The sequence below is a fragment of the Hymenobacter gummosus genome (assembly GCF_003970915.1).
GTDB lineage: Bacteria > Bacteroidota > Bacteroidia > Cytophagales > Hymenobacteraceae > Solirubrum > Solirubrum gummosum.
In genome coordinates this window covers 159,290-172,650 of the sequence record NZ_RXOF01000003.1, presented here as the reverse complement: position 1 = coordinate 172,650, position 13,361 = coordinate 159,290, and the positions used below count along the sequence as shown (strand labels likewise).

14 protein-coding genes are annotated in these 13,361 nt (G+C 64.6%); 6 read left to right on the top strand and 8 right to left on the bottom strand.

Annotation, left to right across the window (positions count from 1 at the left end; genetic code table 11):
* Positions 1-17 precede the first annotated feature (17 nt).
* The gene (locus tag EJV47_RS06865) at positions 18-1,817 is read right to left on the bottom strand and encodes a M1 family metallopeptidase (protein WP_126692409.1); all 1,800 of its coding nucleotides are present in this window, start codon (positions 1,815-1,817) and stop codon (positions 18-20) included.
* Positions 1,818-2,235: 418 nt separating this feature from the next.
* Between EJV47_RS06865 and EJV47_RS06860 the strand changes: the two genes are divergently transcribed.
* The 3 genes from EJV47_RS06860 to EJV47_RS27935 all read left to right on the top strand — a co-directional run bounded on the left by EJV47_RS06860 (position 2,236) and on the right by EJV47_RS27935 (position 5,864).
* Entirely contained in the window at positions 2,236-4,023 is a 1,788-nt protein-coding gene (locus EJV47_RS06860; RefSeq protein WP_126692408.1) for a L,D-transpeptidase family protein, read from the top strand.
* A 418-nt stretch (positions 4,024-4,441) separates the two neighbouring features.
* Complete coding sequence (locus EJV47_RS06855) at positions 4,442-5,023, top strand: helix-turn-helix domain-containing protein (RefSeq protein WP_126692407.1); 582 nt, start codon at positions 4,442-4,444, stop codon at positions 5,021-5,023.
* A 667-nt stretch (positions 5,024-5,690) separates the two neighbouring features.
* Positions 5,691-5,864, top strand: a complete 174-nt coding sequence (locus EJV47_RS27935) for a hypothetical protein (protein ID WP_165903648.1) — start codon at positions 5,691-5,693, stop codon at positions 5,862-5,864.
* A gap of 90 nt (positions 5,865-5,954) precedes the next feature.
* Here the strand turns inward: EJV47_RS27935 and EJV47_RS06850 are convergent, their stop codons facing one another.
* A complete protein-coding gene (locus EJV47_RS06850) occupies positions 5,955-6,434 on the bottom strand; it encodes a hypothetical protein (protein WP_126692406.1) in 480 nt (159 codons plus the stop codon).
* Positions 6,435-6,591: 157 nt separating this feature from the next.
* A complete protein-coding gene (locus EJV47_RS06845; protein WP_126692405.1) occupies positions 6,592-8,028 on the bottom strand; it encodes a DEAD/DEAH box helicase in 1,437 nt (478 codons plus the stop codon).
* A gap of 104 nt (positions 8,029-8,132) precedes the next feature.
* Here EJV47_RS06845 and EJV47_RS06840 point away from each other — a divergent pair, with 104 nt between their 5' ends.
* Entirely contained in the window at positions 8,133-8,654 is a 522-nt protein-coding gene (locus EJV47_RS06840) for an NUDIX domain-containing protein (protein WP_126692404.1), read from the top strand.
* Between the two features lie 85 nt (positions 8,655-8,739).
* Here the strand turns inward: EJV47_RS06840 and EJV47_RS06835 are convergent, their stop codons facing one another.
* From EJV47_RS06835 to EJV47_RS06825, 3 genes are all read right to left on the bottom strand, one after another.
* Positions 8,740-9,303, bottom strand: coding sequence for a hypothetical protein (locus EJV47_RS06835; RefSeq protein ID WP_126692403.1), 564 nt, complete (start codon positions 9,301-9,303; stop codon positions 8,740-8,742).
* A 123-nt stretch (positions 9,304-9,426) separates the two neighbouring features.
* Positions 9,427-9,927, bottom strand: coding sequence for a hypothetical protein (locus tag EJV47_RS06830; RefSeq protein ID WP_126692402.1), 501 nt, complete (start codon positions 9,925-9,927; stop codon positions 9,427-9,429).
* Between the two features lie 6 nt (positions 9,928-9,933).
* Positions 9,934-10,176, bottom strand: a complete 243-nt coding sequence (locus EJV47_RS06825) for a hypothetical protein (protein WP_126692401.1) — start codon at positions 10,174-10,176, stop codon at positions 9,934-9,936.
* A gap of 91 nt (positions 10,177-10,267) precedes the next feature.
* Between EJV47_RS06825 and EJV47_RS06820 the strand changes: the two genes are divergently transcribed.
* Positions 10,268-11,740, top strand: coding sequence for a 3' terminal RNA ribose 2'-O-methyltransferase Hen1 (locus tag EJV47_RS06820; protein ID WP_126692400.1), 1,473 nt, complete (start codon positions 10,268-10,270; stop codon positions 11,738-11,740).
* A 41-nt stretch (positions 11,741-11,781) separates the two neighbouring features.
* Here the strand turns inward: EJV47_RS06820 and EJV47_RS06815 are convergent, their stop codons facing one another.
* Positions 11,782-12,264 (bottom strand): hypothetical protein, encoded by a 483-nt coding sequence (locus tag EJV47_RS06815; protein WP_126692399.1) that lies wholly within the window; start codon positions 12,262-12,264, stop codon positions 11,782-11,784.
* Between the two features lie 88 nt (positions 12,265-12,352).
* On the bottom strand, positions 12,353-12,724 hold the full coding sequence (locus EJV47_RS06810) for a DoxX family protein (RefSeq protein ID WP_126692398.1): 372 nt from the start codon (positions 12,722-12,724) through the stop codon (positions 12,353-12,355).
* 158 nt (positions 12,725-12,882) lie between these two features.
* On the opposite strand from EJV47_RS06810, the gene EJV47_RS06805 reads away from it, so the two are divergent.
* Positions 12,883-13,284 (top strand): winged helix-turn-helix transcriptional regulator, encoded by a 402-nt coding sequence (locus EJV47_RS06805; protein ID WP_126692397.1) that lies wholly within the window; start codon positions 12,883-12,885, stop codon positions 13,282-13,284.
* Positions 13,285-13,361 lie beyond the last annotated feature (77 nt).

The window sequence follows — 13,361 nt, the reverse complement described above, 5'->3', positions numbered from 1 at the left end:
TCGGGGCAGGCGCGAAGCTACTGCGGTTTGCCTACTAACGTATCCAGGGTGCTGGTGGATACCGAGTGGTAGTTGGGCCGGGCCTGCGCGTAAATCTGCCGGGCGCGGGCCTGCCCGGCGGGCGTGGTCAGTAGGGCCTTGTAGAGCGGCACCAGAAATTTGCGCCGGCCCACCCGGGTGAGGAAGCCACTCAGCGCCTCGTCGGCGGCGGAGTAACCGGCCCGGATGGTCAGTGGCAGCCAGGCCGTCAGGATTTCGGCGTTGCCCGATTTGGTAAAGCCGAAAGCCTGGTCCAAATCGGTAAGCTGCCCGGCGCTGATGTGCTCGGGTAGGCCGTGCAGGAAGTGCACCCACTCGTGCGTGCTCCACTCGGCGGTTTCGAGCGAAGCCGGAGCAGCGCCGTGCCGCCAGCTTTGCAGGGCCGCTTCCACCGCCCCAAAGCGCTCCGACTGCACCGGCGGGGCCACCGCCGGAATGCCGGGCGCGTTTATCCATTTGTCGAGCTGCACCTGTTCCTCGGCCCCGGGCACTTGGTCCAGCAGCTCCCGGCGCAGATAAGCCACGAAGTGCGCGGTATCCATGGCCTGGAAAGCTTGCTCGGTGAAGTACTGGGTAATAAAGGCGTCGAGCTTTTCGCGGCCGACCACATTTTCCAGGGTCAGGAGCAGGTAGTTGCCCTTCTCGTAGGCAATTTCGTTCAGGCCCTCGTCCGGGTCGCGGCCGGCCAGGTTCAGGTGCAGGTGCGTGTCGAGGCTTTCCTTGCCCAGCTCATCGATGGTGTGGTGCAGGCCGGTCTGGCCGAGCACCTGCAGCATGTCGGCGTAGGGGCGGCCGTAGAGGCGCTCCATGATGCGCCGCTCGAAATACACCGTGAAGCCCTCATTCAGCCAGAAGTCGTTCCAGGTGGCGTTGGTCACCAGGTTGCCCGACCAGGAGTGAGCCAGCTCGTGGGCCACCAGGCTGGTCAGGCTCCGGTCGCCGGCCAGGATGGTGGGCGTCACGAAGGTGAGGCGCGGGTTTTCCATGCCGCCGAAGGGGAAGGAGGGCGGCAGCACCAGCAGGTCGTACCGCTCCCAGCGGTAGGGGCCGTACAGCTCCTCGGCGGCGGCCACCATGTTTTCCAGGTCGCCAAACTCGGCGGTGGCCACGGGCAGGGTGGCGGGCTCGGCGTAAATGCCGGTGCGCGGGCTCAGGACTTCAAACTGCAGGTCGCCCACGGCCAGGGCCATGAGGTAGGCCGGGATGGGCTGGGGCATGCGGAAGTGGTACTCGCCCGTGGCCGAGAGCTGCTGCGGATTCTCGGCGCTCATCAGGGCCAGCAACTGCTGGGGGCCGCGCACGGTGGCCTCGTAGGTGAAGCGCACCCCGGGCGAATCCTGGCAGGGAATCCAGGTCCGGGCCAGGATGGCCTGCGACTGGGTAAACAGGAAAGGGTGCTGTTTGCCGGCCGTCTGCTCCGGGCTGAGCCACTGCAGGGCGGCGGCCCCGGGCGCGGTGCGGTACACGATGGTCACGGCCCGCACGTCGGGGTGCACGTGGATGCGCAGGGGCTGGCCCAGCACGGCATCGGACTGCTCGGCCAGCTCGAAGCGGGTGAGGGTTACGCCGTCTTCCAGCGCCACGGCCTCAATGGTCAGGTCGCGGGTGTCGAGCCACAGATCCGTCACGCCCGGCTGCACCTCAATCTGCCAGGTGGCCCGGCCCCGCAGCACGCGGGCGTCGAAGTCCACGGCGAGGTCGAGTGAGAGGTGGCGCACTACGGCCTCGGCGGGACGGGCGCAGCTGTGCGGGTCGGCGGCAAGCGGGAAAGCGGCCATATATAATAAGGAGTAGGTGAGGTGAGTGGGGACGGCAAAGATAACCGCCGACCCGCGGCAGGGTTTACGGCGCGGGCAGAATTGCGGGTAGCTGGGCGGTGCGGCGGGCTGGTGCCAAAGCCCAAATTTCACCCGCGCCGCCAAAGGCAACAGGCCATGCAGTGGGAGGGCGGGGCCGGAAACAGGGCAGCGCGGCAGCCCACAAAAGGGTGTAGTCCGAACGGTATATATCTGTTTAGAAATGTTTTCGGCGTTGGCTTTTCAACTATCTTGCGACGTGGAAACCGCCGGAATCGGGCAACCTGCCGGGCTTGGGCGGAGTACAACGGGGCAGGCGCAGCCCGGGCCAAACAAGTGTTTGGTGCCTGAGCCGGCCGCGCATCAGTTGCCGCGTTGTTTTTCCACCCTTCCTTCCTCAATGAAATCCTCGGTTAAAACCGTTTTCTATTCAACCTTCATGCTGTGGCTGGCCATCTGCCTGCTGCTGGGTACCAGTGCGTGTAGCCAGGAGCAGAAAGAAAAGGTGCAGGACGCAGCCGCCGACCTACTGCCCGGCAAGGGCAAGCTGGGTGGGCCGCAGCCGCTCGTCGATACCGTGTACGCCGAGAAGTACATGGCTTCCAAGCCGGCCTTCAAAGACGAAATCGAGTGGGGCAAGAAGTTCTACAAGGAGCGGGGCGGCCGGCTGGGCTGGTTTAAAAACCACGAGCTGGTACCGCAGACCGAGCGCATGCTGGCCGAGCTGAACAAAGCCGGCGAGAACGGCCTCGACCCCAAGAAGTACAAGGTCGTGGACTTCGACAAGCTCTTCGACCAGATCAAGAAAGCCCCCGATACCACCGCGCGCAATGCCTTGGAAAAAGAGGCAGATGTCGCGTTATCAGCTACTTACTTCAACTGGGCCGACGATTTTTATCGTGGGATTGTAGACCCGCGCGAAGTAAAAAACATCGATTGGAAGGTCAAGCGCAACAAAATCAAGTTGCACAAGGCCCTTATGACCATTCTGCAGGAGCGCGAAAGTACCTACCCGTACTACGAATTTGCGCCTTTGCACCCGGAGTATGATCGTTTGCGGACGGCCCTGGCCCGCTACCGCGCCATGCAGCGCAACGGCGGCTGGCAGCCCGTGCCCGCCCTGAAGAAGCCCCTGCGCCCCGGCGACTCGTCGGCGGTAGTGCCCGCGCTGCGCCGCCGCCTGCTCGGCTTTAGCCCCGACGGCACCCCCAACCCGGCCGTGACGACTGGCGCCGTGCAGGCCGTGCCGGTATCCAACAAGCCCGGGCAGCAGCCCGCCGGCCCGCGCGAATCGCACGTGTATGATGCCGAGCTGTCGGCCGCGGTGAAAGCGTTTCAGCAGCAGAACGGCTTGCGCGCCGACGGCAACCTGGGCCCCGAAACGGTGAAGCTGCTCAACGTGCCGCTGCAGCAGCGCATCGACCAAATCATCGTCAACATGGAACGCTGGCGCTGGATACCCAAGCGCTTCGAGCCGAACTACCTGCTCGTAAACATTCCCGACTACCACATGTGGGTGTATGAGAACGGCAAGCCCGCTCTCGACATGCGCGTCATCGTCGGCAAGACCCTGAACGCAACCCCGGTCTTCAGCGACAAGATGGAGTACGTGGTGCTGGCCCCGTACTGGAACGTGCCCTTCAGCATCATCGACAAGGAACTGCGCCCGAAGCTGGCCGCCGATCCGGTTGGCACCCTCAACCGCTTCGACATGGAAGTAGTGAAGGGCTCGGGTGCCAAAGCTACGCCCGTCGACCCGACCAGCATCGACTGGGCTGGCCTGACCCAGGACAGCTGGAAGTACACCCTGCGCCGCCGGCCGGGGCCGAAGAACGATTTGGGCGACGCCAAGTTTATCTTCCCCAACTCCATGGACATCTACCTGCACGATACGCCGCACGACGAGCTGTTCAGCCAGAACCGGCGCGGCTTCAGCCACGGCTGCGTACGGGTGGAGAAACCCCTGGTGCTGGCCGAGTACCTGCTGCGCAACAAGCCCGGCTGGGACATGGGCAAAATCCAGGAAACCATTGCGGGAGGGAAGGAGCAATACGTGGCCCTGCCCGAGAAGCTGCCCGTGTACCTGGTATACTTTACCGCCTGGGTTGATGACGCCGGCAACCTGCATTTCCGCGACGACATCTATGGCCACGACCAGGCCCTGGCCCGCGAGTACTTCAGCACCTGATTTGCTGAGACGGGCCGCCACTAAGGCCGCCGTACCATAACCGGCCGCTGCACTATAGCCTGCAAACAAGGGCGCCACTTCCGGAAAGGAGGTGGCGCCCTCGCGCTTTTACGCCTCGGCTGCTGCACGGCATTGCCCGCTATTCCTAACGCCACGATTATTTACTGGGGCACCCGTGGGCTATGCCTTATTGTTTGTAGAGAAGCAGGGGCACTCGTTGGGCAAACGGTGGGTGAAGCGCTGAACGAACTCAGTTTACATATGTATAAATGTAAACTGAGCTGAACAGATGTAATCAGGGTGAAGCCAGGCGTAGTTTACAATGTTTATCTATGTAAACACCGATATCCGGGGCCAGTGTATCCAGCCTTGAGAGTCCGGTATATGCTTGTAATTTTGTAAACTCAACCGCTTTGCTATGGTAGAACGCATCCGCCAGCTGATTCAGGCCCGACAGCTTAGCCCCACACAGTTCGCCGACGCTATCGGCGTCGCCCGGCCCATTGTCAGCCATATTCTGGGCGGGCGCAACAAGCCCAGCCTGGAAGTGGTCCAGAAAATCATTGCGGCTTTTCCTGATGTTGCGTTGCCCTGGTTGCTTTCCGGGCAGGGCGACATGCTAGCCGCGGCCTTGCCGGCTGCCGCGGCTACTGCCCCTGAGCCGCCTGCCACGCCCGAGCCTACACCGCGGACTAAGGCCCCACGCCGTAGTCCTCAGAGCCCTGACGGGCCCAGCAGGCAGGTATCGGCTAGTTCCGAGCCGGTGGTGGCCTCTGGCGCCCAACAGGAGGCCGCATCGATCAGCCAAACTGCCGAGGAGCCTAGCATAGCTCCGGTTAAGCAAGGCCAACCCACGCTGGCTGCAACCGTGCCGACTGGCGCTATCGACCCCGCCGTGGTTCCGCTACTGGCCTCCTCCTCAAAGTCCATCCGTCGGGTGCTCATTTTCTACAGCGACGGGACTTTTGCCGATTTTAGCCCATCTCAGGATGCTTTCTGACCACTTTTAAGGGGGCAGCAGCCAAGTTTGATGGCCATTGTGCAATAATAGGTACTTGGTTGGCTCTTGGAACATAAGCCTGCGAATTCAAGTGTAAATGCCTGACGGGGCTGTGTCTTGATGCTGGCTTATTTTATTGGTTTATTTAAAATTGTCAGGTAGTGGTTATGGTGCGTGGTTTTTAGGAATTTGCTTTTATAATATACTGTAAATCAGTATTAAGTAATAGTTTATTTGAATTGGTTATTACAGTTGATTGGAGTCGTTTTTTGATATGTAATGTTATGTTTTTAAGACGCCCGTATATAGTTGTATTGCGGAAGCGCCAATATGGAATAATTGCTAAAAAACAGCAAACAGTGCTATGTTTGAAAAGTTATAGTTAGGCGAGAGGCCTTCTGGCCAATTTGGTTAGTATACTTTTGGTTGATGCGTGGCTGTGTAGAATTGTAAGTAGTGCTGTTTGCGAGATATGATGCTGTGTTGCGGTTAATGGTTGTGTTTACAATTTATAAGCATAGCTGAGGCCGCCTGCTCCGAGACGCAGCCGTTGCTAAGATGTAAACGGCTTCTCTTGGCGCAGGGACGAATTAGCTGCTGGAGAAATGTGGATCCTTCTGTCGAAGACTATTTGCCGGAATCCGCGGGCGCTGCTTACCTTTGGGGCATGAAGAAGACCCGCCTGCTCGCTATGTTTGCCTGGGTGGCCGTGCTGGCCACGTCGTGCACGCCCCCGCCGAAAGCTGAAGATGACCCCAATGCCGATGCTGCCTATAAGCGCAGCCACCGGGCCGAAGGCTACCGCGAAGCGCAGAGCAGCAACCCGAACGCCATTAAGTAACCCGGGCAGCGGCCTTGCCGCCCCCTAACGCCAACCGCCCCACCCGACACTAAGTCAGGTGGGGCGGTTGGCGTTTGAGCGTATTGATCTTTACTGGACCACCGCTGCAGGCTCGGCGGCCGCGGGCAAAGCTGGTAGCGGGAGCTGCCCTAGTAGCTGGTCTTCGAGCTGTCGGGCCCAGGTGCGCAGGTACAGCACCACGTCGTCGCGGTAGTTGTGGCGCAGGGCCAGGCGCCGCTCCAGGGGAATATCCGCCCGGATGGCGGGGTCGGAGAGGCGTTCGAGGTGGGCCAGGTCGGCGCGGGTGAAGCCCAGGGCCAGCATCTCATCAATGACCTCGTCCATGGGCAGGCCGCTGGCCGGGCAATAGTCGCGCAGCTGCTGGTCCCAGTCGCCGTGGCGGCGCAGGGCGCGGGCGTGGATTTCGGCCTTGCTTAGGTGGGTGACGGTCTGGGCCAGGTGGCCGCAGTTGCAACTGCCCATGTGCCCCCACTGGTAGGGAGCCTGGGTGCTCAGGCGCTGGGCGGTGTGGCGCAGCGCTTCAATAACCGGGAGCGAACAGCTAGCCATAATCGGACAGGCGGGGAGATGGAACGCCCGGCACCGTCGCCGAGCCATCCTTATAAGCACAACCCGCCCGGTTTTGTTCAGCCGGCGGGCCTGGCACCAAAAAAAGCCGCCCGTCGGGGAAGACGGGCGGCTGGGGCTTTGGCGAAACTGGCTACGGCTAGCGGCTGCTGGGGCGGGAGCCGCGGCGGCGACGGCCCGAGCGGCCGCTGCCGGCTGGCTTGCTGCCGCCCGCCGCGGCCGTACCGGCGGGCCGCGGCGGCTGACCGCTGCGCTCCGCCTTGGGGCGGGGGGCCGATTGGGCGGTTCGGGGCTGCTGCTCGCCGCGGGGCGCTTTGGGAGCCTTCGGAGCACCGCCGCCCGCGGCGGGGCCGCGGGCGGGACGCGGCGGCCGACCGGCCGGGCCCTTGGGTTTGGTGATGTTCGGGCCTTTCAGCGGCACCGGCGCCACGTCGTTCTGGGCGTAGGAGTGGGTGTCGATTACCGGCAGCTGCTGGTTGATCAGGCGCTGAATGTCCTGCAGGTACGCGCGCTCCTCCGCGTCGCAGAAGGACACGGCGCGGCCCTCGGCGCCGGCGCGGCCCGTGCGGCCGATGCGGTGCACGTAGGTTTCGGGCTCGTTGGGCAGCTCGTAGTTTATCACGTGGCTCAGCTCGTCCACGTCGATGCCGCGGGCGGCCAGGTCGGTAGCCACCAGCACCCGCGTCTCGCCCGACTTGAAGTTCTGCAGGGCGCGCTGCCGGGCGTTCTGCGACTTGTTGCCGTGGATGGCCTCGGCCCCGACGCCTTTTGCGTTCAGGCCCTTGGCTACGCGGTCGGCGCCGTGCTTGGTGCGGGTGAAAACGAGTACGCGGCGGAAATCGGGGTCTTCCAGCACCTCCAGCAGCAGGTAGGGCTTATCGGCCTTTTCCACCAGGTACACGGCCTGCTCCACGGTTTCGGCGGTGCTCGATACGGGCGTGACGGCCACCTGCACCGGGTTGCGCAGGATGGTATCGGCCAGCTCGCGGATGGTGGGCGGCATGGTGGCCGAGAAGAACAGGCTCTGCCGCTGCTTGGGCAGTAGGGGCAGGATGCGCCGGATGTCGTTGATGAAACCCATGTCGAGCATGCGGTCGGCCTCGTCGAGCACGAAGATTTCCAGGCGCTTCAAATCGATGAAGCCCTGCCCGATGAGGTCGAGCAGGCGGCCGGGGGTAGCCACCAGCACATCGACGCCGCGCTTGAGGGCCTGCACCTGCGGGTGCTGGCTCACGCCGCCGAAAATCACGGCGTGGCGCAGTTTCAGAAACTGCCCGTACGTTTCGAAGCTTTCCCCAATCTGGATGGCCAGCTCGCGGGTGGGCGTCAGGATGAGGGCGCGCACGGCCCGGGCGCCGGTGGGCTGGTTCTGCGGGCGGGTCTGCGTCAGGCGCTGCAGCAGCGGCAGGGTGAAGGCAGCGGTTTTGCCGGTGCCGGTCTGGGCCACCCCCAGCAAATCCTGGGCGTCGAGTACGTGCGGAATAGCCTGCTGCTGGATAGGTGTGGGGCGTTCGTAGCCCGTGGCGTGGAGCGCTTTCAGCAGCTCGGGCAGCAGGTGGAGGTCGTTAAAAGTCAAAATCAGCGGAAAAAAAGAAATGCGGCCGGGGAGGCTGGCAGGCCGAACACTGGCCCGCATATTTGGCGTAAGGAATCAGGTCTGAACCTTGTCCAACCCACCCCATGAAGATTACAAAGGTAGAAACGGTTTACGACGGCTTCTATAAGCTGCGCAAACTCACCGTGCAGGACGGCGACCAGCAGCTGACGCGGGAGCGGTTTGAGCCCGGCCGGGCCGTGGCGGCGCTGGTATACGACACCAACGCCCAGCAATATGTTTTCGTGCGCCAGTTCCGCATTGGAGCCGAAGCCGAAGTGGAAGAAATTCCGGCCGGCATGCTCGACAAGCAAGGCGAGGCGCCCGAGCAGGCCCTGCGCCGCGAAATCGAGGAGGAGCTAGGCTACGCCGAAGTGCACCATCTGGAGCACATCGTGGACATGTATCCCTCGCCGGGCGGCAATGCCGAGCAGATCGGGGTGTACTACGCCGAGGTCAGCCAGCAAACCAGCGCCGGCGGCGGGGCTGAAGGCGAAAACGAAAACATCAGCCTCGTGCGCCTGAGCTGGGAGGAAATGGTAACCCACCCCTGGCGCGACGCCAAGACCCTGATTGCCGTGCAGTGGGCCCAACTCAACAAAGTGTAGCTATGCCCAATTGGTAAAACGAGCCGCGGCGGGTCGACTAAAATGGTCCGGCCCGCCGCGGCTTATTATGGGCCTGGCTAGAGGGTTATTGCTGCGTATTGACTACGTAGTCAAAGTGTTGCTTGAGCTTGTCGTCGGTGATGACCACCTGCACCGGGCCGGGTTGCTCGGTTTTAACAAATGGAATAGTGCGGGTGCTCATGTACAGGTCGCGGTTCCAGAAGCGGCCGGTGCCGGGCGTGAGCTGCTGGCTCATCAGCTGCTTGCCGTCCTTGGTGGAGGCCACCACGGTGAGCAGGCTGGGGTCGGCGTTTTTGGGGCCTTTGCGGTGCATGGTCACCACCAGCGCCCCGCCGGCGGGCAGGGTATTGAAGCGGCGCTGGTAAGTCGAGTCGGCCCAGTTGTTCATCTTCCGCAGCTCGTTGATTTCCGTCAGCAGCTCGCTGTAGGGGCGGTAGGCCAGGCGGGTAAAGGTGCCCTCCACTTCCTGGTCGTCCTCGGTGTTTTTGGTCACGTTGAGCACGTAGGGGCACTCCGTGTCCTTTTTGGGCATCATGTACTTCTTGCGCTCAGCCCCGGGCAGGTACTGGGCGTGGGCGGCCACGGTGCCGAGGGTCAGCAGCGCGAGCAGGGCGGAAAATTTCTTCATATGCGGGAGGGAGGACGAGCAACAACTGCCAATCAGCCGGCAAAAATACGCAACTGCCCGCGCCCCGCCGCGCAGCTTCGGCCACGATTGGCTGGGTTTCATCGAAATGCGGGGCCCGTGGGCTTACTCGTAATGTTCCTCGAACTGGCTCAGCTCGATGGCGCCCGCAAAGTCGGCGGAGACGGGGCTGGCCGCGGGGCCGGGGTGCCGCGCCCAGGGTAAGCGCAGGCGCAGGCGGGTGCGGTAGCGGCCTGCTTGCCGGGGCACCGTCATCAGGGCCAGCTGCCCGGGCCGGAGCTGGATGCTGCGCAGGCCCACGCCGCACAGGTAGCTGGACGGCCGCTCGATGGGGCGCCACTGGCGCTGCGGGTCGCAGGCTTCCAGCTGCAGGCGCGGGTGGCTGCCGGCGCCCAGCAGCAGCGTATCGGGGCTGCGGTTGACCAGAAACACGGGGTAGGCGGCAAAAACGGCCCCGGTGAGTTCTTGGCGGACCGGGTACCAGACCTGGGCGTAGTCGGTCAGGTGCTGGGTGGTGTCGACCAGAATCTGCAGGCGGGTGGAGTCGGGCAGGCGCAGCCGGGTGGGCAGGGGCTCCGCTTCCCCATTGCCAGGGCCGAAGCCCAAGTCGTGCTAGCGCTGGCCGAGCTGGTGGGCGGCGCGGAGCCGGGACTGGTAAGGACCCACGTAGAGCGGGGCGTAGTTGCCGGTTGCCAGCCGGCGGGCCCGGCGCGGCGCCCGCGCCACGGCGGAGCCGGTATCCGCTACGATGGGCGGCCGGAAGGAGGGGTAGGCCGTGGCCGGATCAGCCTGGGGCGCCGGCTGGCAGACGGCCAGCGCCGGCAGCAGCAGCAGCCAGGGACGAAAAACACTCATCAATGCGCTATTTTGCGGGCCGCCCGGCGGGCTTTGGTGCGCGAAGCTAACCGTCTATGTGTCCTAAACGCGCCCCGGGCGCCGCTATTCTATGCTGCTGACCATCACCACCACCTATCAGCCTGCTACCGATTTGGGCTACCTACTGCACAAGAACCCCGCCCGCCTGCAAACCCTGGAGGTGGCCGCCGGGCAGGCCCACATCTTCTATCCCGAAGCCACGGCCGAGCGCTGCACTGCCGCCCTGCTGCTCGACGTGGACCCCATCGCGCTGGTGCGCAGCCACCGCGGCCCGGCCGGGGAGGGGTTTGCCCTGGAGCAGTACGTCAACGACGGGCCCTACGCGGCCTCGTCGTTTCTGAGCGCGGCCCTGGCCAAGGCCTTCAACACGGCCATGAACGGCACCTGCAAGGACCGCCCCGAGCTGCCCGAGACGCTGCTGCCGCTCGAGGCTACCGTGGCGGTGATGCCCGCCGCCAGCGCCGAGCAGCTGCGCCGCCTGTTCGAGCCGCTGGGCTACGAGGTGCAGACCGAGGCGCACCCGCTCGACCCGACCGTGCCGGCCTGGGGCGACAGCCGCTACTTCACGCTGCGCCTCAGCCACCCGGCCCTGCGCCTGCGCGACCTGCTGAGCCACCTTTACGTGCTCATCCCGGTGCTCGACCGCGGCGACAAACACTACTGGATCGACCGGGCCGAGGGCGAGAAGCTGCTGCTGCGCGGCGCCGGCTGGCTGCCCCAGCACCCGGAAAAGGAGTTTATCACCCGCCGCTACCTGCGCAACCTGGCCCAGTACGTGAATCCCACCCTGGAGCGGCTGCTCGAAGGCGAAGAAGCCCCGTCCGACGACGCGCCGACGGGGCCGGCCGGAGCCGGAACTACCGCCGCGGCTACGGCGGCGGCAGCGTCTGGTACTCTGGCCGAGTCCCCAGCTACCGACGACGCCCACGCCCCGGAGAAAAAGCAGAGCCTGCACAACCAGCGCCTCGACCGCGTGGCCGAGGTCATCCAGCGCCTCGGCGCCCGGCGGGTGCTCGATCTGGGCTGCGGCGAAGGCAAGCTGGTGCGCCGCCTGCTGAAGCTGGCCCAGGTGGAGCACGTGCTGGCCCTCGACGTGTCGTGGCAGGAGCTGCAGCGGGCGCAGCAGCGGCTGCACGTGGCCGAGATGTCGCCCAAGCAGCGGGAGCGGCTCACGCTGACGCAGGGCTCCCTGCTCTACCACGATGCGCGCCTGGCCGGCTACGACGCGGCGGCCGTGGTAGAAGTAATCGAGCACCTCGACGAGGGCCGGCTGGCGGCGTTCGAGGAGGTAGTCTTCGGCAAGGCCCGGCCGGGTGCCGTGCTCGTCACCACGCCCAACGCCGACTACAACCAGCGCTACGAAACGCTGTCGGCCGGGGAATTCCGCCACGCCGACCACCGCTTCGAGTGGACGCGGGCGCAGTTCGGGGAGTGGGCCGCCGGCGTGGCCGGGCGGCACGGTTACCGGGTGTACCTGGAGCCGCTCGGGCCCGAGGATGCCGCAGTCGGGGCGCCTTCGCAGCTGGCCGTGTTCGAGCGGTAGGCGCGGGGTTGGCGCCGCAGCTGGCTCGCCGCCACAGATTGCTAGTGGGAGCCTGGTACGGGGCGGGCAGACTTATGGCGCTGCCACTCGGCAAAGGCCGCTCGGAAAAAGTGTTGGGCGTTGGTGCTGTCAGTGCCCACGTAGACGTTGAAGCGCTGCCCGTCGCGGCGCCGGACTTCCAGGAAGGCCGCGTTGAACTGCGCCGGTTGGGCCGGCACGAAGTATATCGTGTCGATGGCCGGGTAAAAGGCCGAGTGGATGCCGGTGCGGCTGGGGTGATACTGGTCGATCCAGTAGGCGGCCAGGCGGCGGTCGGTAAAGAAGTTGCCCGCCAGCCGCACCCGGCCGAAGCCGTCCTGGGAATCAAACAGCCGGATGGTTTCGCCGGACGCCAGCACGCCCAAGCGTTGCAGCTGGCTTAGTTCGTCGGCGGAAAGGTCGGCGCCGCTGCGGTAGCCGCCGGAGCAGGCTGACAGGAGCAGCCCGGTTAGAACGACAGGGAAGCGGCGGAAAATAGCAGGCATCGGGCGGCAGAACGGCCCGCAAGATAAGGCCCGGGGCGGGTAGGTGAGGGGGCGCCCCAAACAGCCCGCCCCGGCTAATTAGGCTGGCTCAGGCCTGCGCGGCCGGACCGGGCAGAAAAGCCGACCGGTCGCGCACGAAGGCGGCAATCCAGACCAGGGTCAGAATCAGCGCGGCCGGGCCGGGGCTTTTGGCGTGGGTGAGGTCGGTGGCAATGGCGCCGGCGAAGTAGCTGGTGAGCAGCAGCAGGCCTAGCTTCATGGTGCGCGGATAAATGAACAGGGCCGTAAATACCAGCTCCATCAGGCCCAGCGGGACGGTGAGGTGGGCTATGCCGGCTTTGCTCATGGCGTCGCGGACTTCAGGGGCGCCGACCAGCTTCATGATGCCGCTGGCCGTAATCATCAGGGCGGGAACGGCCGTGACCAGCCCGACTGCAAGGGCTTTCTTGTTGAGTGCCATCGGAATAGACGGTGGAAGGTGAAACGAACGGCGGACCGGCTGCGGCCCGCAACTGCCGGTAAAAGTGCCCGGCCCGCGGTGTATTCCGGATAGCGGTTTACCGGAGTATACCGGTATGCGCCGGTATAGTGGCCTGATTTATAACGAGCTTTGCCGGCATGCTTCCCAACTCATCGACCCCGCACACGCCCCAGGAATGCAACGCCGCCATGCGCCCCGTGCGCGACGCCCTCGATTTGCTCGGCGGCAAGTGGAAGCTGCCCATCATCGTGGGCCTGACGGGCGGGCCGCTGCGCTTCAAGCAGCTGCAGCGCGAGGTGGCGGGCATCACGGCCAAGATGCTCAGCAAGGAGCTGAAAGAACTGGAAATCAACGGCCTCATCACCCGCTACGTGCAGGCCGACGCGGCCCCGGTGGCCGTGACCTACACCCTGGCCGACTACGGCCGCACGCTCTACCCGGTCATTGAGGCGCTGCGCCTGTGGGGGCAGCAGCACCGCCGCCACATCATGCACCCCGAGGCCGCGGCGGCGGAGTGGCTGAACGCGGCTTCGGCGTAGGCGGCTGGCGCGGTCCGGGCGGGCTGAGCTTGCAGTGAGGGTAGTGGCGGCGGTAAAAAATCCGCGGGCCGGGGCGG